The organism is Streptomyces sp. NPDC024632, assembly GCF_055559175.1.
Genome location: NZ_JBVHLD010000010.1, coordinates 158,729 through 178,308, shown reverse-complemented (window position 1 = coordinate 178,308; position 19,580 = coordinate 158,729). Strand labels below are relative to the sequence as shown.

13 protein-coding genes and 2 pseudogenes are annotated in these 19,580 nt (G+C 67.7%); 4 read left to right on the top strand and 11 right to left on the bottom strand.

Annotation, left to right across the window (positions count from 1 at the left end):
- The first annotated feature begins 577 nt into the window (after window positions 1-577).
- The gene (locus ACZ37P_RS22230; RefSeq protein WP_467348371.1) at window positions 578-3,790 is read left to right on the top strand and encodes a discoidin domain-containing protein; all 3,213 of its coding nucleotides are present in this window, start codon (window positions 578-580) and stop codon (window positions 3,788-3,790) included.
- Between the two features lie 139 nt (window positions 3,791-3,929).
- Here the strand turns inward: ACZ37P_RS22230 and ACZ37P_RS22225 are convergent, their stop codons facing one another.
- Window positions 3,930-4,610 carry a TetR/AcrR family transcriptional regulator gene (locus ACZ37P_RS22225; protein ID WP_467348230.1) on the bottom strand — a complete coding sequence of 227 codons (681 nt, stop codon included), beginning with the start codon at window positions 4,608-4,610 and terminating at the stop codon, window positions 3,930-3,932.
- Between the two features lie 75 nt (window positions 4,611-4,685).
- On the opposite strand from ACZ37P_RS22225, the gene ACZ37P_RS22220 reads away from it, so the two are divergent.
- The gene (locus ACZ37P_RS22220) at window positions 4,686-5,837 is read left to right on the top strand and encodes an FAD-dependent oxidoreductase (RefSeq protein ID WP_401305438.1); all 1,152 of its coding nucleotides are present in this window, start codon (window positions 4,686-4,688) and stop codon (window positions 5,835-5,837) included.
- Window positions 5,838-5,851: 14 nt separating this feature from the next.
- On the opposite strand, the gene ACZ37P_RS22215 is transcribed toward ACZ37P_RS22220, so the two are convergent.
- Window positions 5,852-6,805 carry a S41 family peptidase gene (locus tag ACZ37P_RS22215; protein WP_467348227.1) on the bottom strand — a complete coding sequence of 318 codons (954 nt, stop codon included), beginning with the start codon at window positions 6,803-6,805 and terminating at the stop codon, window positions 5,852-5,854.
- A gap of 57 nt (window positions 6,806-6,862) precedes the next feature.
- Between ACZ37P_RS22215 and ACZ37P_RS22210 the strand changes: the two genes are divergently transcribed.
- The gene (locus ACZ37P_RS22210; protein WP_355336643.1) at window positions 6,863-7,390 is read left to right on the top strand and encodes an ArsR/SmtB family transcription factor; all 528 of its coding nucleotides are present in this window, start codon (window positions 6,863-6,865) and stop codon (window positions 7,388-7,390) included.
- 51 nt (window positions 7,391-7,441) lie between these two features.
- Here the strand turns inward: ACZ37P_RS22210 and ACZ37P_RS22205 are convergent.
- The 4 genes and pseudogenes from ACZ37P_RS22205 to ACZ37P_RS22190 form a co-directional block, all read right to left on the bottom strand.
- Window positions 7,442-7,785, bottom strand: a pseudogene (locus ACZ37P_RS22205) (transposase); the annotation flags it as partial.
- 106 nt (window positions 7,786-7,891) lie between these two features.
- The gene (locus tag ACZ37P_RS22200; protein ID WP_467348226.1) at window positions 7,892-8,182 is read right to left on the bottom strand and encodes a barstar family protein; all 291 of its coding nucleotides are present in this window, start codon (window positions 8,180-8,182) and stop codon (window positions 7,892-7,894) included.
- 1,004 nt (window positions 8,183-9,186) lie between these two features.
- Window positions 9,187-9,576, bottom strand: a complete 390-nt coding sequence (locus tag ACZ37P_RS22195; protein ID WP_467348224.1) for a TnsA-like heteromeric transposase endonuclease subunit — start codon at window positions 9,574-9,576, stop codon at window positions 9,187-9,189.
- A 574-nt stretch (window positions 9,577-10,150) separates the two neighbouring features.
- A complete protein-coding gene (locus ACZ37P_RS22190; protein WP_467348223.1) occupies window positions 10,151-10,537 on the bottom strand; it encodes a hypothetical protein in 387 nt (128 codons plus the stop codon).
- Window positions 10,538-10,741: 204 nt separating this feature from the next.
- On the opposite strand from ACZ37P_RS22190, the gene ACZ37P_RS22185 reads away from it, so the two are divergent.
- Window positions 10,742-12,490, top strand: coding sequence for an AIPR family protein (locus ACZ37P_RS22185; protein ID WP_402710246.1), 1,749 nt, complete (start codon window positions 10,742-10,744; stop codon window positions 12,488-12,490).
- 72 nt (window positions 12,491-12,562) lie between these two features.
- Here the strand turns inward: ACZ37P_RS22185 and ACZ37P_RS22180 are convergent.
- From ACZ37P_RS22180 to ACZ37P_RS22160, 5 genes and pseudogenes are all read right to left on the bottom strand, one after another.
- Window positions 12,563-12,874, bottom strand: a pseudogene (locus ACZ37P_RS22180) (hypothetical protein).
- Between the two features lie 4 nt (window positions 12,875-12,878).
- Entirely contained in the window at window positions 12,879-13,478 is a 600-nt protein-coding gene (locus tag ACZ37P_RS22175) for an SMI1/KNR4 family protein (RefSeq protein ID WP_402710245.1), read from the bottom strand.
- 80 nt (window positions 13,479-13,558) lie between these two features.
- Window positions 13,559-16,207: a TniQ family protein gene (locus ACZ37P_RS22170; protein ID WP_402710244.1), complete on the bottom strand. Its 2,649-nt coding sequence runs from the start codon at window positions 16,205-16,207 to the stop codon at window positions 13,559-13,561.
- Window positions 16,204-17,325 (bottom strand): ATP-binding protein, encoded by a 1,122-nt coding sequence (locus ACZ37P_RS22165; RefSeq protein WP_402710243.1) that lies wholly within the window; start codon window positions 17,323-17,325, stop codon window positions 16,204-16,206. The genes ACZ37P_RS22170 and ACZ37P_RS22165 overlap by 4 nt, the downstream gene beginning before the upstream one ends.
- Window positions 17,322-19,451 carry a helix-turn-helix domain-containing protein gene (locus ACZ37P_RS22160; protein WP_402710242.1) on the bottom strand — a complete coding sequence of 710 codons (2,130 nt, stop codon included), beginning with the start codon at window positions 19,449-19,451 and terminating at the stop codon, window positions 17,322-17,324. The genes ACZ37P_RS22165 and ACZ37P_RS22160 overlap by 4 nt, the downstream gene beginning before the upstream one ends.
- Window positions 19,452-19,580: the final 129 nt, after the last annotated feature.

Sequence of the window (19,580 nt, the reverse complement as noted above, 5' to 3'; positions counted from 1 at the left end):
GGCCCGCTTGAAGAAAGCGGCGCCGTCCGGTCACGGCTGCGCGGAACCTTGACAGCGGTTTTCGCCAGGCGTAGACATCACGTCGGCCAGAGAGCGCTCTCACAGCCGTCCGGCGAGGCGGCGGGACAGCGCCCTCGGGCGCCGCACGACCGCACCGCCGTACGACCGCACGCGCACGACCGCACCTCCGCACAGCCGCACCGCGCACGAACGCCGATCGTGGCCGCGAGACCGGGGTCGGTGCCGCACACCGCAGCAGGGCACCACCGACGTCCACCCCCCAACCGGAGGCTCGCGCGTACGCGGCGCACCTCGCCGCACGCCGGCCGCGTGCTTGTCACGTGCTTGTCACGTGCGTGGCCGCGCGCTCGCCACGCGCGGATCTCCGCAAGGACGGCGGTACGTGCCCTCGTTGTCGGTTTCTCACCTCTCGCGCCCGTGCTCGCGGGCTTCCGCGAGCCGTCATCCGACACGTAGACACGTAGGAGCACACATGAGGGTCACCCCACGAGGGCTCTCCGCGCACCGTAAACGTTTCCGGTTCCCTCTCGCACGGTCACCGCAGGGCGTCCTGCTGATGGCGCTGGTGCTGATCGCCTCGGCGTATCTGTCCCTGGCGCCCACCTCCTCGCACGCGGCGACGCCGACCCTGCTCTCGCAGGGCAAGCCGGCGACCGCGTCATCCGTCCAGGACGCGTTCGCCGCGAGCGCCGCCGTGGACGGTGACACCGGTACCCGCTGGTCCAGCGCCGCGTCCGATCCGCAGTGGCTCCAGGTCGACCTGGGCTCGTCGCAGCCGATCACGCAGGTCGTCCTCAACTGGGAGACGGCGTACGGCAAAGCCTTCAAGATCCAGGTCTCGGACAACGCGACCGCCTGGACCGACGTCTACTCCACCACCACCGGCACCGGCGGCATCCAGACGCTCAGCGTCACCGGCACCGGCCGCTACGTGCGGATGTACGGCACCCAGCGCGCCACCCAATGGGGTTACTCGCTCTGGGAGTTCCAGGTCTACGGCGGTTCCGGCGGCGGTACGCCCCCGGCGACCTGCGGCACCACGACCGCCGCGCTCGGCAGGCCCGCCACCGCGTCCTCGACCGAGAACGCCGGGACCCCCGCCTCCGCCGCCTTCGACGGCAACGCGGGCACCCGCTGGTCCAGCGCGGCCTCCGACCCGCAGTGGGTCCAGGTCGACCTCGGCTCGTCGCAGACGCTGTGCGGCGCGCAGTTGACGTGGGAGACGGCGTACGCGAAGGCGTATCAGATCCAGGTCTCGACCGATGGTTCCACGTGGAACAACGCGTATTCCACGACGACCGGGGCCGGTGGCACCGAGAATCTGTCGTTCAACGCGACCGGCCGCTATGTGCGGATGTACGGCACGCAGCGGGCGACGCAGTACGGCTACTCGCTGTGGGAGTTCACGATCCTGACGCCCGGTGGCAGTACGACCTCCCCGCCGCCGAGCGGGGGCAACGGCAACTGCCCGTGGGTCGGTTCCACGGCTCCGGTGGCCACCCGCGTCCAGCAGGTCATGGCGCAAATGACCACCGCGCAGAAGGTCTCGATCCTGCACGGCAACAACAACGCGACGCCGTACATCGGCAACATCACCGGCGTACCGTCGCTGTGCATCCCGAACATCGGCCTCCAGGACGGGCCGCACGGTGTCGGTGACGGCCTCGGCGGCGTCACGCAGATGCCGTCGGCGAACGCGTCCGCGGCGACGTGGGACGACGCGCTGGAGCAGCAGTACGGCGCGGCGATCGGCGCGGAGTTCGCGGGCAAGGGTGTGCAGGTGGCGCTCGGCCCGACGCTGAACATCGTGCGCGACCCGCGCTGGGGCCGGGCCTTCGAGACGTTCAGCGAGGACCCGTACCTCAACGGGCGGCTGGCGGCGGCCGACATCCGGGGCATCCAGAGCCAGGGTGTGATGGCCGAGATGAAGCACGTGGCCGTCTACAACATCGAGAATCCGGCGGGGACGGTCGTCGTCGACAGCCGGACCATGCAGGAGCTGTATCTGCCCGCGTTCCAGGCGGCGGTGCAGCAGGGCTCGCCGGCGGCGGCGATGTGCGCGTACAGCGTCGTCAACTCCGTACCGGCCTGCCAGAATCCGGCGCTGATGAACGTCGGGCTCTACCAGCAGGCGGGCTTCGGCGGCTTCATCACCAGCGACTGGGGCGGCGCGCACTCCACGGTCGAGTCCGCCAACGCCGGTCTGACGGTGGAGATGCCGAACGGCTACTTCTACGCGGACTTCCTCGCGCAGGCGGTCGCCAACGGGACGGTCAGCCAGGCCACGCTGGACACGATGGTGAGCAGGCTGCTGACGCAGTTCTTCGCCTTCGGTCTCTTCGACAAGGCGCCCAGCGGTTCGCGGGACGCCGTCGTCACCACCCCGGCGCATGTGGCGACCGCGCTCCAGGGCGCGGAGGAGGGCACCGTACTGCTCAAGAACAACGGCATCCTGCCGCTGTCCACCGCCACCACCCACTCGATCGCGGTGATCGGCTGGGACGGCGGCGCGGGCGTGCAGTCCATCGGCGGCGGCAGTGCGACGGTGACCAGTTCCGGCACGGTCTGGCCGATCACCGGCATCCAGAACCGGGTCGCGGGCACCGGCACCACCGTGCAGTACAACGACGCGTCGAATCTCGCGTCGGCGGTCACGCTGGCCCGCTCCTCCGATGTCGCGATCGTCTTCGCCAGCGACAACTACGGCAACGAGGAGCACGACACCACCACGCTCGACCTGCCGCCGGTCGGCAACGCCCAGACCAACCAGAACGACATGATCGCCCAGGTGGCGGCGGCCAATCCGCACACCATCGTGGTGCTCAACAACAGCTCGGCGATCAACATGCCGTGGCTGAACCAGGTCGCGGGCGTCTTCGAGGGCTTCTATCCGGGCCAGCAGATCGGCACGGCGATGGCGGCGCTGATCTTCGGTGACGTCAACCCGTCGGGCAAGCTGCCCGTCACCTTCCCGAAGTCGCTCGCGGACGTGCCCGCGCACACCCCGGCGCAGTGGCCGGGGACCAACGGCACGGTGCAGTACAGCGAGGGGCTGAAGGTCGGCTACAAGTGGTACGACGCGCAGAACATCGAGCCGCTGTATCCGTTCGGCTTCGGCCTGTCGTACACCACCTTCTCCTTCTCCGGGCTCCAGGTCGGCGCGCTGTCCGGTGGGAACGCCACCGTGCGCGCGACGGTGACCAACACCGGGACGCGGGCGGGTACCGAGGTCGCGCAGCTCTACGTGGGCGACCCGGCCTCCACCGGCGAGCCGGTCCACCAGCTCCGCGGCTATCAGCGGGTCACGCTCAATCCGGGCCAGTCGCAGACGCTGACCTTCACGGTGTCCACGCACGACCTGGCGTACTGGAACACCGGCACCAACGGGTGGACGACGGCGGCGGGCAGCTACCAGATCCTGGTGGGGGACTCGTCGCGGAATCTCCCGCTGAGCGGCACGCTCAGCGTGCCGACGCAGGTGAACGCCGCGGCGGCGCGGGTGGGGGGCGGCGACGCCTCGTACGCCGTGCCCAATCCGCACGGTATGAGCAGCCCGCTGCACACGGCGGTGGACTGGGCGCTGGACCGGAAGGCCCCGAGCGGCACGGCCTTCTCGGCGACCGGTCTCCCGCCGGGGATCTCGCTCAGCTCGGCGGGGCGGTTCACGGGCGCGGCCACTGAGCGGGGTACGTACACGGTGACGGTCACCGCCCGTACGTCCTCGGCTGCGGCGTCCGCACCGGTGACGTTCGTCTGGACGGCCACCTAGCCGGTTCCGTTCCGGCTCCGGTGCCCTCCCGCGGGGGCGCCGGGGCCGGGGCCTCCCCGGTGAGCATCGCGGTCGAGGGCGACCACGCCTGCGTCCGCAGCTTCGAGACCGCGCTCAAGACGCGGCGCCCGCGCCAGCCCTAGCGCGAGATGTGGGCCTCGATGCCGTCGAGGAGGAAGTCGAGGCCGAGGCGGAAGGTGTGGTCGGCGTCGAGGTGGGCGGCGTCGTGGATCACGGTGGACAGGGCGGGGAAGCGGCCGGTGGCGAAGGCGCGTTCCAGGTAGGGGCCCAGTGCGGCCTGCCAGCGCTTCTCGTCCAGGCCGGTGGTCCGCTCCGCACGGCGGGCGGCGATCTCGCGGCGGACGGCGCCGGTCACGTAGGCGTCGACCGCGGTGACCACGGGCATGACGGCGTCCACGTGGACCCCGTCCAGCGCGGCGACCACGGCCTCGCCCCTGGCCAGCGCGTGCGGGCCGAGCTGCGGCCGGCCGCCGAGCAGGTCGGCGAGCCATTCGTGGTCGTGGGCGGCCTGCCGGGTGGTCTCGGCGAGCGAGCGCAGAACCTCCCGCCAGGTGTCCCCGACCGGCCGGATCTCGGCGTGGATCGCGTCGACCATCAGGTCGAGCAGTTCGTCCTTGCTCTCGATGTAGCCGTACAGCCGCATCGGTCCGACGCCCAGCGCGGTGGCGACCTTGCGCAGCGACACCGCGTCCAGGCCGTCCGCGTCGGCCAGCTCGATCGCGGCGCGGACGATCCGCTCCCGGTCCAGGGGGGCCGGTACGGGTCGATTCGGCGGCTCGGGCCGCTCCCACACCAACATGCCGCATACGGTACATCGCATTGTCACGATACAGTGTATCGACTCGTACGGTGTATCGAACCGAAGGAGACACCCATGCCAACGACCACCACCCCGACCCCGAGCCCGAGCCCGACCGCGGCCGTCGCCATCGTCGGGGCCGGCCTCGGCGGCCTGGCCCTCGCCCGCGTGCTGCACGTCAACGGCATCGACGCCGTCGTGTACGAACGCGAGGCGTCACGCGCCGCGCGCGGTCAGGGCGGCATGCTCGACATCCACTCCGGGCAGCGGGCGCTGCGCGAGGCCGGGCTCATCGACCGATTCCACGCGATAGCCCGCGGCGAAGGCCAGGACATGCGCCTGCTCGAACCGGACGGCACCCTGCTGCTCCAGGAGGACACCCCCGAGGACGCCCCGCTCGACCGCCCCGAGGTCGACCGCGCCGACCTGCGCGACCTGCTGCTGGACTCCCTCCCCGAGGACACGGTGCGCTGGGGGCACGCGTTCACCTCCGCCGCCGACGGCCTGCTGCGCTTCGCCGACGGCGGCAGTACGACGTACGACCTGCTGGTCGGCGCGGACGGCGCGCAGTCCCGGGTCCGCCCCCTGCTCACCGACGCCCGCCCGGCGCACATCGGCCAGAACATCGTCGAGCTCGGCATCCCCGACATCGACCGCACGCACCCCGACCTCGCGGCCATGGTCGGTCGCGGCAACTACTGGGTGCTCGGCGGCGGACTGTCGCTGGCCGCACAGCGCAACGGCGACGGCCGCGTCCGTATCGGCCTGAGCTTCTACAACACCGACGAGGACTGGTTCGCCACCAGCAAGATCCCCTTCGACGACCCCGCCGCCGCCCGGGCGCGCCTGATCGACCTGCTCCCCGGCTGGCACCCACGGTTCACCGCCCTGATCGCGGCCTGCGACGACACCGTCGTGCCACGGGCGATCACCACCCTCCCGGTCGGCCTGACCTGGCCGTCGACACCGGACGTCACGCTCATCGGCGACGCCGCCCACCTGATGCCACCGGTCGGCGAGGGCGCCAACATGGCCCTCCTCGACGGCGCCCTCCTCGGCCTCGCCCTGGCCGCGCACCCGGAGGACATCCCCCGCGCCGTCGCGGAGTACGAACGCGAGATGTTCGCCCGTACCGGCGCCGCCGCCCGCGAGTCGGCCCGCGTCCACGACATCCTGACGTCGCCCGACGCCGGCCGGAGAATGCTCGCGTTCTTCCAACCGGCCTGACCGCCCGGCAGGACTCAGCCCGCCAGTCGCGCGAGGGCCAGCGCGTGCGCGCGGTCCAGGGCGTCGGCGGCGGCGCAGAAGACGTCCGGCCGCACACCGGTGCCCTCCCAATTCGTGCCGGAGACGGGGTTGACCGCGCGGCCCACGGGGATGGTGGCCTCCAGGTGCGGGTGTACGGTCCAGCCGTTGCACGGGTGCGCGCCGCCGCGGGTGCGCTCGCCGACGACGACGGCGCGGCCGAGCTGTTGCAGGTCGTAGGCCAGCTCCTCGGCGGCGGAGAAGGTGCTCTCGCTGGACAGCACGTACACCGGGCCGCTGCCGCCGAAGCGGGCGCCGGGGACGTGGGGCAGGCTCCAGGACTGCTCGCCGCGCTCGCCGTTGCGCTCGCCGCCGCGCTCATCGCCACCCCCATCGCCGCGCTCATCGCCGCGCCAGTACATGGTGTTGAGGTGGGTGCGCTCGTCCAGCAGGTAGCTGCACACGAAGGCGACCGTGTCCGGGTCGCCGCCCCGGTTGGCGCGAAGGTCCACGATCAGCGCCTGGGCGCGGGAGGCCAGGGTGAGCGCGGCGCCCAGCGGCTCCGCGGCCCACTCCAGCGGGAACAGCATCGGCCCAAGCGTCAGTACGGCGACGCCGCCGTCGAGCAGCTCCAGCCGGGGCACACCGCCCAGCGAGGTGTCGAAGTCCCGGCGCATGGCGGCCAGGCCGGCCGCCCCCTGCTCCGGGGAGACCGGGTCGGCGTGGTGCTTCAGCCTCAAGTGCCGGTCGCCGTTGACGGACTGGAGGTCCGCGGTGACCAGCCGGGCCAGCTCCTCGGCGTCGTCGACGCCGTACGCGCCCTCGGCGAGACGCCGTCGCAGCAGGGCGGCGAGCTGCTCGGCCGTCTCGGGGAAGACGTAGTGCTCGGTGAGCAGCCGGGCCGTCTCGTCGATGACAGGGGCCGGGTGAAGGTTCGTCGGAATCGTCATGGCTGGGAGTAGAGCACCGTCCTTGCGAAAGCGTCAAAGACTTTAGACACTTTCGGTATGTCCGATCAGCCGACCTACCCGCCGCCTCCCGAGGACGTCCTGGAGATCAGCGCGCCCGAGCAGTTCGCGGCGCTCTCCCACCCCTTGCGCCAGCGGCTGCTCTTCGCCCTGGGCCAGCGGCCCGCCACCGTCAGCCGGCTCGCGGCCCAACTCGACGCGAAGAAGGGCAACGTGGCCCACCACCTCAAAGTGCTCCGCGAGGCCGGGCTCGTCCACATCGCCGAGACCCGCCAGGTCCGCGGCGGCACCGAGCACTCCTACCAGCGCACGGCCCGCCGCATGCTCGTCGCCGAACCCCAAGCGGCAGGCACCGCCGCGATGTTCGCCGCCGTCGCCCACGAACTGGACCGCTCACCCGTCGCCCCCCACCTGACCCTCCGCCACCTCCGCCTCAGCCCCGCCCAGGCGAAACACCTCGGCGACACCCTCACCCAACTCGTCGACGAGACCCCCGAAAACACCGAATCCCAGCCCGTCCACGGCGTCCTGGTAGCCCTCTACCACCACACCCCGCCCACCCCATAACAAACCCCGCCCCCGGCACCCGCCGCCCACGAACGGGCTCACGGACGGTCAGGCCGCGTCGATGGCCTTTGTCGACACCGAAGTCACCCGCAAACCGCTGATGCAGCGGGTGTACCAATCCATCGCAACAGTCAACTCCGCCTGCATCCACCGCAGTGTCACCGGGTCGAGCGCGAATACGTCCGGCCGCGTGGTGTCCATCAGCACGTACTCGCCCGGCCGCGTGCGCCGCAGCTTCCCGTACGGTCCTCCGGTCGGCCGGCGATGTCCCGATTCCGTTTCGTGCTCAGCCGGAACAGCGGATGGCGGCCCTCCAGTTCTCGGAGGATCCGGAACGCGGTTGCCCGGCTCGGCCGCGGCACCACCTCCGTGCCGAACCGGGCGATCACCCTCGATAGGGCATGACCTACGGCCCCGTCCGCCGTCTCACGCTGTGTCGGACGCTCAGCGTCTCAGCTCCACGTCGGAAGTCGCAGGCGGCGCCGGCCGCCGGACTCCACATCAGGTGAAGCGCACGGTCAGCCTCTCGTCCGGCGCGTTCGACTCGTCTTCCGCGGCAGCTCGAACCAGGACGGACGCGATTGCCTCGAACGCTTCATCGCCCACGCGGTCACGACTGACTGCTGCGTTCTCCCAGACAATCTCGACTGGGCGCTCAACATCCCTGCTCAGACGGTCCCACAGGGCGCTCAGGTTGTGCCCGTAGTACGGACCGAAGTCCAGAGGCCCGGCAAGAAGCCGGTGCAGGTCCGCCTGGCTTCCGATCTGTGCCCCATCAATGGCGACCCGCATGCTTCCTCCACTTCTTCGCTCGGCCGAGCGACTCTACGAACACCCGGCACCCCTGCAGGCACCGCGCTCCGCTGAACTGCGGTGTCTCACGGTCGATGTCGGATCCGACTTCCATCCGACATCGACCGTGAGATTCCGACACGAAATTTGAGACCCTACAGCGTTGTAGGTTCCCACGGCCGGTGTCATCTGCCGCGCCTCTGACCTGGTCAGTTCTCGGGCATCCCACGCCATGTCATCCGCTGGAATCCCAGTTCCGTGTCATTTACCTAGCCTGCCCGGCGGAGTGGGAGGAAGACTCGCCGCCCAGAAGGCGGTCATGCTGCGGCTGTGGCCCTCCATGCAGCGGTGACTCCAAGCGCACGGTGCCGTCGCCGAGGTCTACCGCTCAAAGGCTCTCCACACTCACCGGCGGCCAGCCGTCCTCATCTGTCTCCAGCCGGAAGTGGACCTTTATGTGGTCGTCCCTGATGTTCGTCACCGCATCATCATCCACAGCCGCCATGCCTCGGGAGGCCGTCGAGCGTTCCAGGCCTACAACACCTCGGGCTCACCGGTCACTGCAGCGGCGACAAGCGCCACAAGATTGTCGGTCCAGCAGTCGGACTCCTTGGTGGCGACTTCAACACCGCAGCCAATACACATGAGGTTAGGTCCGTCCTGGCCGGCGAGTCCGCAGCAACCAGCGAGACGCCGCGGATCGGTATGAACCGCAGTCCCCGGAGCGTCGTCCGGGTGAAGGATCAAGAGGCTGGCATCGAAGTTGACCTTGAAGTTTCCTGGGGCCATCCGGGGTGGGACCACCTCGTGGCTCGGATGCCGCTCGGGGCCCCTGACTGGCTCTCCTGCTACCAACTCGTTCGTTAGAGGCTGTCGGCAGTTGGCGCAGCGAAATATGGTCACGTGGCCATTCTCTGCGCTTTTGAGCCAACGAACTGCGCGGGGTGGCTGCCAGCCGGAACACCAACGGGGCCAGACGTGCGCTGAACGCGATCTCCGGCTTCTCAAGCCGGTGACGCGGCTATGACGTCCACGACCACCGGCCCGTCGTCCGGCACCAGCAGATAGTCCGGGATGTGCTTGCGAACCTTGCCATCCACGTCGGCCTTGAGCATGAACGGCTGGGCGATGATGTGCCGCACCTCTGGGGCGAAGTCGGCGAACAGCAGCCACCCCAGCTCCAGCCGCGACTCGTAGATCACGTGGTCGCCCACCGTCGCCGACCCGTACGTGCCCGAATAGTGCTGCTGCCCCTTGTACCAGCGGAACATCCGCCACGGCCGGGCCTCCCGCAGCAGCCCGAGCGGCACCGACGGCCACTCCAGGTCCTCCACCACGGACTCGTCACCACGCCGGACACTCTGCCGTACCGGCGCGGCCACCGCTGTACCCATCGGACCACCAACCCCGCGTTTCCGGAGGTGGCCCCGCTGGCCGCGTAACGCCGGGGTCTTGCCCCAGCCACGCACGCAGACGCTGAACGGGGCGGTCCCGTACACAAAGAGGGGAACTGCTCGCTCACGGGGCATGAATCCCATCCCCCTATCCTATTGGCCACGCGGTGGACATCTCCGGTGGGAAAAGGACACGGGACCTGGGATCCCACAGCGTCTGTAGGATCTCGCGGCTCGTGGCCTAGGCTGAGGCTGTGACCTGCGGCTTCTCGTGAAGTCTTACGCCGTGTCTAGCAGTTCAGTCTCAGGACCGTGTCTAAATCCTCGGCAAGCTCACCGAGCGCGATCCGCTGGCGCATAAGTACCAGCCGACGTCGGTAAAACCGCAGGTAGCTGACCAGCTGACCTCCGCCTTCTGCGTCGCCCCCGCGATGCGGTGTTGATCAAGGCCCGGGGAGTTCGGCCCGCTCATGTGTCTACCCCACGGCGCGCGGCGGAGCCGCCCCGGGCCGCTGACCTGCGACTAAGCGGACGTCAGTGAATACGTAATGCGCTGGAATCGGATCGCTTCGAGTCAGTGCGCTTCCTGCGGTTCACCGCAGGTGGTACATACCCCAGGCTGCATGATCCCGTCGTGGAAGTCATGGTAGAAACTGCCCGGCCCGTCGTAGTCGCGCATCGCTTTGCCCGCGCAGTCTCGGTAGTTCGCCATCCGGCACCGGCCACAGCAGTCGTGACTCGTGATGGAATCCTTCGCTTTCTTGCTGCACGCATCGTGGCCGCACGCCCGGTACCCGCCGGAGCCGCTGTTCGAGTGGGTACCGAAGCTGCCCGGGTCGTCGCGAAATCTGCGGATGACCGCCTCGTCTGACTCGCCGGCGGCGCGCGGCCGTGCGTTTACGGCGAGTTGGCTGACAACTACGGCTGCGCCCAGCGCGGCCCATAGCCATTTGCTACGCATCGGTTCCCCCTTGTGGTCGGTTCAGCGGCGACGGTATCGGCTGCAGCCGCCGGCCGGGATGAGTACCTGACGTGCGGCAGGCACGACCTATGCGTTTGGCTTGACCCACGCCACAGGGACGTTGTCGGCTTACTGCTCAAGATCGCGTTCGGGCAGCGGTGGGCAGCGTCAGTCGAGCTTGCGATGAGCCAGTACTCTGACGGTGTGACGGATGGCCTTGAAGTTGCCCTGCAGAAGCGCGCTGACCTCGATCAGTACGGCTCCAACAAGCGCCTCCTGTTTGCGCTGCAACTCATGTTCGATATTGAGGACATCGGTACGGTTGCGGCCACCTCGCTGACAGACCACCCCAACGACAAGTCGTGCGATCTGCTCTACATCGATCGCGGCACCGGCCGTGTTGTTCTCGCCCAGGGCTATGAGTCCGCGAACAACACGAAGTTGCAGGCACCAGGGAGGAAGGCCGCCAGCCTTCACCAGGCGGTCAATTGGTTGTTCAGCAAGAGTGAGCCCAGCGGCGTGCCGGACGCCCTACGCGTCGCCTGGCGCGAACTTCACGATGCGCTGACAGACGACGTCATCGGCGATGTGGCGATCTGGTACGTCCACAACCTCCCCGAGTCTGAACAGGTCCTCGGAGAACTCCAAGCAGCTCGCGATGCTGCGTACGCCCAGTTGCGCCAGGGCTATCCGCACAGTGAGATCGATGTTTCTTGCGAAGAACTTGGCCGCGAGCGGCTTTCCGAGCGCTACGAGAACTCACAGACGCCGATCCTCGTGGCGGACACCTTCACGATCGAAGTTCCAGGGGCGTTCGAGGAACGTGGCGACAAGTGGACAGCCTTGTGCACGAGCGTGCCAGTCCGCTGGCTGCATGAGCAATTCGAGCAGCATGGTGCCTCGCTGTTTTCGTCGAACGTTCGCGACTACCTGGGAAGCCGCCGGTCACAGAGCAACATCAACAATGGTATCCAGGAAACCGTACTCACCGAGCCATCAAACCTTTGGGCCTACAACAACGGCATCACTGCACTAGTTCACGACTTCAGCTTCATCGAAGGTGTCGTCAAGATCACCGGACTCGGCATCGTCAATGGTGCCCAGACGACCGGAGCGATCGGCTCGGTCCCTGCGGAGGACATCGGTCAGGATAGTCATGTCCTCACCCGGTTCATCCGCTGCAACGACCCCGAGACCGTTGGAAGCATCGTTCGCTTCAATAATCGTCAAAATCCCACCCAGGCGTCAGACTTTCGCAGCAACGACAGCGTACAAAGGCGCCTTGTCCGCGAGTTTCAACAGTTGGGGGTTGTCGGCTACAACGGGGGACGGCGAGGCGGCGCCGAAGATGTGATCCGACGTCCGGGAGAAAACCAGCTCTCCGCCGAGGTCGCAGCACAAGCTCTTGCCGCGTTCCACGGGGAGTCCGGCGTTGCGTATCACGAGAAGAGCAAGATCTGGGAGCAGGACGCCCTTTACAGCAGAGTCTTCCCCGAACGCGTCACAGCCGAGCACATCGTGTTCGTAGCGAGTCTGCTCCGTGCCATCGAGACGGAGAAGGGACGACTCGGCCGAATCACCGAGAGTGCGCGGACCGAGGACGAGAGCGAGCTCTTTGAGTGGTTCAGTCTGCGTGGGTCGATCATGATCGCTGCAGAGGCTATCGGAATCACGCGGGAAACTCTCGCTGGAGAGGCCGTCAGCGATGCCTACGTGATGCGGTTCAAGAAGAACCTAGCTATGTCCGAGGCGGCCAAAGTGTGGGAGCCGATCGTGGAGTCCCTGCTTGCCTTTGCCCCAGGCCAGCTAAGAGACCCGCTGGTGACAGCGTCTCTTCGCAACCGGCAGGCGGTCGACACGGCGCTGCGTAATTTCCGCTCTCAGGTGGTAGCAGCACGTAAGCACAACCGAACTACCTATGAGACCTTCATGGACCAAGTTGTGTCTCGGTAAAGGAAACGGCGCCCGCTAGCAACTCAGTTCACGAGCGCATCTTGCCAGCCAGGGTACGGGTCATGCCGGGGGTCAGCGGGGCCGGGATGCGATCTGACGCCGGGCCGGACCCCAGACTTCCTCGAACTCTTCGGCGGTGAGCTGTTCGGGATCGTAGTCTTCCCATTCTGAGACGGGCAGCTCGGCTGTGATCCCGAACCTGCTGGTACTCATCGAGGCGGCCTGCGTCGCGGGCCTGCTGCCGTTCATCGAGGGAGGCGGCTGCGATCGGTGTCAAGTCAGGCCCCTGGAGTTCGACCTGCCGGGTCACCCAGCCTTCGGAGTCGACCTCGAATAGAACCAGACGTCTTCCGCGCCCCAGTAGCAGCGGATCCTGGTCGTCACGTGGTCAGTCACTCCTGGCGGCAGAACTTCGCACGGCGAGGCGGCTTGATTGGTGTCGCGCAGCGGGGGAGGTGAGTTCCAGTGCCCGGTTGTCGCATCCGCTTGCCATCTGGTCGAGCCAGCGCTCGTACCAGGCCAGGAAATCACTCGCCGAGGAGACGTCGGGTCCCCAAAAACCGTCGCTGTTCCCAGTGAGGATTCGCCCGGTGAGCGGTCCGGTGATGCCGAGGAGCACGAGGTCGCTGCACCCGGCTTCGATGATGTTCAGGAAGAGGTCGCCCTCTGCCCTCCTTCGGTTGGTTTCTGTGAAGGCCCGCGGGCTGCCGTGCTCCCCTTGGGGGTTCATGGTGAACAGCTCGCACTTTTTCAAGGGCAACAGGCCGTAGAAGGGTGAAGCCCCGCTGCCGCCGAGTTCGGTGAGGAACGCGCGATAGGCGACGGGGAGCTCGATCTGGGCCTCGGCCTCGAAACGCATCACCTGGATTGCGGACAGGGGCGGAGCAAGCCGGAACTGGTGCTTTTCCTCACCGAACGAGTGGCTTCGCTGCGGAGCAAACGGAACCTTGGCCAGCTTGCGCCGCAGGCGGGGTATGCGGGAGTCCATGTGAACTCTTCTCTCGTGTCGACTACCAATCTATCGAACCTGGCCCCTCCTGCGGACGGTGCGCTCTGCGGCGGTCTTCATCACGTTGCACTATCCCGAAGGGTGCGAATGGCTCGGAGCACTCTCCTCCCGAAGGGGGTCAGCACCATGGGCCGGCCGCGTTCGGCTCTGACCAACAGCGGTTCGCCGAGTTCTCGTTCGATCCGGTTGATCTGTGCGACGAGGGCGAACGTGTTGAGTCCGAGGTCAGCTGCCGCCGCGCCGATGCTGGGGTAGGCGGAAGCGGCTGCGAATCGGTTCAGGCGTTCACGGTCACCTTGACCGAGGAATGCCGGGCGGAGGATTCGCGGTGCCTGGTGGACTTCGTCAGCAGCGCGAAGAGTCTGGTTGTGGCTGGCTCCCCCAGGTGATCGCCGCGGAATGTCGTGGATTTTGGCCCAGCGGGCCATGTTCGCGGTGCTCATGCCCTTCTCGCGGGCGAGGTTGGGCAGAGTCCGACGCTGGTTGACGTACTGCTCGATCAACCAGTCGCGTTCGACCTCTCCTCGGCGTTTGTAGTCCTGGGGGCCGTCTCGCAGGGGGATGTCGTACTCGTGGGCGAGCCTGGTCAGCACGCCGCGACCGAATCCGGTGAGGACGGCGATCTCGTTCAGGGACTGGTGCTCGTCAAGGTAGAGGCGGGCGAAAGCCTCTCTGGGTAGGTCCTGGCGGGCCTTGTGGCGGATGCCGCCGGTCGCCCTGGCTGCGGATGATGACAGCAGTGCGGCTGGCGCGGGGTGCTCGTCCAGGATGAGGCGGATCGCCTCGATGCTCGTGCCGAGGAATTCCGCCGCGTACTGGACCGGGTTCTTCTGCTGACGGACGATGCGGTGCAGGTGGGGAAGGTCGATGCGCGCAGGGTCGGGGCCGGGAAGGTCGAGTCCGTCGAGCAGGGACACGGGTGGCTGCCAGGTCACCGGCTCATCGCGGATGCCCTGGTCGGCGAGGAACTCGTATGCCACTTGGTCGAGTTCTGCCGCCAGCTCGGGGGTGTGCAGGGCAGCAGTGCGGGCGGCATCCGCTCTGAAGTGTGCTTCGCTTCCGCTGGGGTATCCAGGTGCGGCTTCGATGGGATGGCCGCTGATGCGTTGGAACAACTGCGACCGGATGACCAGCTCGCGCCGACCATGGCCCGGTGATGTGCCGGTGCGCCGGCAGACGGCCACCCAGTGCTCATGCGGCATCAGGCCGGTGTAGTTCAAGCGGCGGCGACGCCGGTAGTCGATGGGGACGTCGTGGGTGTCCAGGTAGTCGGCCAACCGAATCAGGGCAGTCATCGTGGCCGGCCAGTGCGGCTGATTGTCCAGCAGTTGCAGGATGCGAGAGACATCGATGCCCTCGGTGACCGCGCCGAGGCGTTGGGCGGCGGCGTCGAGTTTGATCTTGTTTCCGATGACCAGCAGTGCGCTGGCCAGAACGGGGGCGAGAACTCGGGGGTAGACACCGTCGGGCGGCGCAAGTCGTACTGCCAGGGACGGCCAGAACATACCGGGGATCTTCCGGGCCCGCCGCGTCGCTTCGGCATCGGTGAGGTTCGGCCTGCTCGGCATGGCGGTCACCGCGCGGAAGCGAAGTTGGTCGCTGGGCCGGAGCGAAGGGCCAAGAGCCGCCAGGTGGACGGCGTTCAGGATGGGGCTCAGGCCGCGCCCCCAATCGTCAATGCTGGTGGCGCTGACCTGCCCGAGTTCCTCGCGCATCGTCTCCAGCAGGCCCCGCATCTCGGCCCCGGCCTCATGGACATCGCGGTGTTCGAGGACTCGGAGCGCGATGGTCACCGCAACAGCTGTGCTCACGGCCCGCGGAGGAGCCATGAAGCCGGGCCGTTCGATGGCCCGGGATGCCAGGCGCGAACCGGCATTCGGCACGAGATGCCCCTCGGCGAGATCGGGCGGCACCATGTCCGCGATGGTGCCGCCCGGGAGGTCTGCCAGCACACGGCCGCCGATGGCTCGGATGTCCGCGAGAGCGCTGTGTGCCGGCTGCGGGTTGCTGACGTAGGAACCGAAGGCGGCCGTCCCGGACTCGATGACCTGCAGAAGGAGGTCTTGGGCCCTCAGTGCCGGATGGTCTGCAGGCAGCGGAAGGGTCCGGGTCAGGGTCAGGTCGAAGCCGCAACCGCCGGAGGGGTCCCGGTCCGGGGCGGTGGGGGGATTGCCGCAGATGCCTGGCTGAGGGACTGTCCAGCCAGAGCGAGGCCGCTCGCGCTGTACACGGTCGCACCTTGGGCAGCAGTCGGCCAGAAGGCGTTGGTGGAGGAGACAGGCGAAGGCCCAGCCCAGACGCCAGGTGAGCTGCCAGCGGCCGCCGGAGTCCGCCAGGCAGTCGGGGCAGAACCGCGAGCCTCGTGCCCTGCCCCAGAACACCCGGCGGTTGACGTGCCGGTGCTCCAGGTCGATGAGAAGGGCCCGTTGGTCGTAGTGGGCCAGTGTCATGGCCGTGATCGCGGTGGACGAAAGCCCACTGCTATGGGCGAGGGCCGCGGTTTCCTGTTCTCGCAGCGCGATTGTCCAGTCGGGCGGGATGTCCCGCAGGTGGTTCCCGGACCTGTTCCTCACCGGGAACCCGAGGTGCGACCGGACATCGCCCAGGGGGGTGCTCAGGCGCAGTGCCAGGGCTTCGAGCCATGAGTCGAGGGCTTCGCCGGGTAAGGGGGCCAGTCGGACGGGGAGCGTTCTGCGGGCGGCTGTCACGCAGCCTTCTTGCGGGTGACCCGGGGCCGACTGGTCAACTTCCTTGTTTCTAGAGCGGCTTCGAGTTCCTTGCGTGCCTGCTCGGATGCCTCATCGTTCTTCACGCCGTCCAGCAGGTCTCGGCTGAGCGATTCCTGCCCGTTGCGGACGGCTCGCTGGCAACCTCGATTGATCAGCGTCATCAATGAGCCGATGTGGCCGGTGCTGCGGGCGAAGAGGTAGTCGGACAGATCGTCGGCGAGCATGCCGGGGTGCTTGCCGGCCAGGACCACGCGTTGCTCCAAGGCCAGCAGCATCTGCCGCCATTCCCGGCGGTTCTCCTCGGTCTCGATGGTGAACGGCCGCATCCCCAGACGAGTGGTGCGGCGGCCGGTCTGAGCCATGGCGGCGTCGCCTCTGGTTTCGCCCTCGCTGAACAGTCCCTTGTCGGCCAGTCCGACGCCGATCATCAGCAAGGTCACCGGGAACTCGTTGGCGATCCACTTGAGGTGGTTGCTGACTTCAATGCCGTTCGTCCTCTGCCACTTCAGGAAGTGCAGATCGTCGAGAGCCAGCAGGCGGACTTCGCAGGAGAGCATGCAGTCCAGGGCCCGATGACCAAGTTGAGCGGTGGTTCCACGGTTGCGACCGGGGTGCCCGAAAAACTCCAGCATGGAGCGGTTGAGGTCCTTCATGCCGGTGTTGCCGGTCAGGCCGACGCGACAGACGGGCAGGCGTTCGTGTCCTTGGGCGGTCAGCTGTCCCCGCTCGGCGATCTCCCTGCGGTGGAATTCCTGGAGGAACGCCAGCACTGAGGTGGTCTTGCCGAGGCCCGGGAAGGCATCGAGTGCGACGGCGCCCTTGGCCTTGTCGCCATCCTGCAGGTTGCTGTCGACGATGTCCCACAAGTCCTCGTGGAGTTCGGACAGTTGCGGCGTCCTGATGGGCCCGAGATTGGCATGCCACTCACGTCTCAGCAGGTCGTACTCAGCCTTCGCGGCCAGGCTCAGCGCCGCGACCTGTGCCATGGTCAGATGCTCGGGCCGGATGCGGCGCGGGGCCTCGGCGAACGCCTTGAAGTCCTCCTTGCGCGATAGGGCCAGGTTCGCCGGGCTGGGCATGCCTGCCGTGTCGGTCACACGTCCTCCAACGCGTCCTCGTAGAAGTCGTCCTCGTCGGTGAGGTCCTCCAGGTCAGCCTCGTCGTCGTCCCCACCCTCCGCAGACTCCGGCAGTTCGCCTCTCGGCATCTCCGGAGCCACCCCGAGGGCCTTGCGTACCGAGGGAAGCGAAATGACGGTCTCGGCTTCGGTCTCCGGCAATTCGATGGCCGCCTGCTCACGGGAGAGTCGCAGGGCCATGCGTCGCTCGGGCACGGTCGTACCAAGTCCGAGGTTCCAGCGTTCCAGCAGGTCGGCGACCGCGAGCCGGTCATCTGGGTAGCGGTACTTGGAGGCCGCCAGCTTCCTGGCGAAGTCCAGGGCCTCCTTGCTCAACGGCATCTGCATGGACGGCGCATGCTCCCACAGCAGTGTGTGCCATCGCCTGGTGTCGGGATCCCGGAAGTAGATCCGGGTGACGTCGTCCGGGTCGACCTGGAACGGCCAGCTGTTCTTGCCCGGGCCGTCGTAAGGGCTCTTGAGCTTGCGGCAGGCGTTGAGCCCGGGACCGTTGTAGCGGCGGCGGTCGATCTCAACGCCGTAGTGCTGAATCGTGCGCCACTTGGTCTCAAGGAACTCAAAGGCAAGGTCCGGGTCCCGGGGGACCTCGATGTAGCCGGCCCTGGCCATGCCGTGCTCGAACGTCTTCGCCGGAGACATCCTCATCCCGGGCAGACCCGGATCGAGGAGGCTGGAGTGGGGTCGCGAGTGGTAGGCCGTCGCGGTCCACTCACGGATGATCGTCTCCAACTCGTCCAGGAAGAAGAACGCTTCGTCCTCCGGCTTCTCTCCCCGGGAGTGGATGTCGGGCCCCTTGTAGCCGGGCAGCGCCTGCAGCAGGTCCTCGCGGATGGTCCGGAAAAACCGCTCGACGGGTCCCTTGTCCCGTCCCGTCCGCAGCCGCGCCGGTTGGATCGAGATCCCCATCCGGGGGCAGACGCTCGTCAGATGCTCCGACACGTAGACCTTGCCGTGGTCCACCACCAGGGTCTCCGGCACCAGCGGCGGGGAGGCGAGCCCCGGGCCCTCAGCCTTCTCAACGTCCACCAGGACCGTGCGGGGAATGCCGTGCTCGGGCCAGACCGCGTGGCTGGGCCAGTCCTGCCCAGCCGGCCGAGGCCGGAAGGACTGGTAGAGCACCGCGCTGACATCCACTGCCTTCGTCGACACCGGCGTGAGCGTGATCCCGGTGATGCACCGGGTGTACCAGTCCATACCGACACTGAGCTCGGCCTGAACCCATCGCAGCGTCAACGGATCGAAGGCGAAGACGTCCAGCCGGGTGGAGTCCATCACCAGGTACTCGCCCGGCCGGGTCGGACGCAGCTTGCCGTAGACCCCGTCCGGCCGGCCCGCGATATCGCGGTTGCGCTTCGTGCTCAGCCGGAACAGTGGATGCCGCCGCTCCAACTCCGCCAGCACCCGGAAAGCTGCTGCTCGACTCGGCTGCGGAACGACCTCCGGACCGTACCTCGCAATGACCCGGGCCCGGGTCCGCTCGATCACCATGGTCCGCGACGGCTTCGACTCCTCGGTGTGCTCGACCATCACCTCAAGGGCGGTCTCCACCCAACGGTCATCGGCCCTGCCATGGGACTTCCGGGAAGGTCCGCTCTTCGCTACCAGGCCGGCTTCGCCGTGCTCACGGAAATCAGCGACCCATCGCCTCACCGTGCGTGCGGCGATACCCAGTTCAGTCGCCTTCGCCTCCTGCCGTGTCTCCATCGACAGCGTGGACACGTACTCCGGGCGCGGCTCACCCTCACGAGCGAGCTCGGAGAAGCCCGAGCGAAAGCCCGTCAGAACCTCACGGACGTGCTCGGCTCGGTCCAGAACCCTGCTTCTCTCCGCTGTATCGAGCTGCCCGAGAACCACCGAGGCGATCACGTCGACATCGTCCGCCGATGCCCCGGGCTCGTCAGGAATGACAGCGGCACGGTCGGAGAACAACAGCTCCTTCAGGGACAGACGCAGAAGTCGGCCTCGGCCGTCCTTCAACACCACCTCGTTGCCCGCCGTCGTTGCAGCCATCTCGATTACCTCGACGGTCTCCCCGTCATAGCGAAGGCGGCTGCCGACTCCCACTCGGGCTCCAGCCCTGCTCATGCGGCCCTCCTCAGCACCCTCGAAGAGCTGAGGGGTCTACCGAGGTCGACAGTGAAGTAGCCGGTCCAGAGAAGGTGATGGATTGCCGCTCGCACCAACGGCTCCGGGTACGGAAGAAGGGACGACATC

Bases quoted from the DNA above. Each gene is read 5' to 3' on its own strand.
- ACZ37P_RS22225 (WP_467348230.1), bottom strand. From the start codon at position 4,610: ATGTTGGTGTGGGAGCGGCCCGAGCCGCCGAATCGACCCGTACCGGCC.
- ACZ37P_RS22215 (WP_467348227.1), bottom strand. From the start codon at position 6,805: ATGACGATTCCGACGAACCTTCACCCGGCCCCTGTCATCGACGAGACG.
- ACZ37P_RS22195 (WP_467348224.1), bottom strand. From the start codon at position 9,576: ATGGGTACAGCGGTGGCCGCGCCGGTACGGCAGAGTGTCCGGCGTGGT.
- ACZ37P_RS22160 (WP_402710242.1), bottom strand. From the start codon at position 19,451: ATGAGCAGGGCTGGAGCCCGAGTGGGAGTCGGCAGCCGCCTTCGCTAT.
- ACZ37P_RS22230 (WP_467348371.1), top strand. From the start codon at position 578: ATGGCGCTGGTGCTGATCGCCTCGGCGTATCTGTCCCTGGCGCCCACC.
- ACZ37P_RS22175 (WP_402710245.1), bottom strand. From the start codon at position 13,478: ATGGACTCCCGCATACCCCGCCTGCGGCGCAAGCTGGCCAAGGTTCCG.
- ACZ37P_RS22190 (WP_467348223.1), bottom strand. From the start codon at position 10,537: ATGCGTAGCAAATGGCTATGGGCCGCGCTGGGCGCAGCCGTAGTTGTC.
- ACZ37P_RS22210 (WP_355336643.1), top strand. From the start codon at position 6,863: ATGTCCGATCAGCCGACCTACCCGCCGCCTCCCGAGGACGTCCTGGAG.
- ACZ37P_RS22200 (WP_467348226.1), bottom strand. From the start codon at position 8,182: ATGCGGGTCGCCATTGATGGGGCACAGATCGGAAGCCAGGCGGACCTG.
- ACZ37P_RS22220 (WP_401305438.1), top strand. From the start codon at position 4,686: ATGCCAACGACCACCACCCCGACCCCGAGCCCGAGCCCGACCGCGGCC.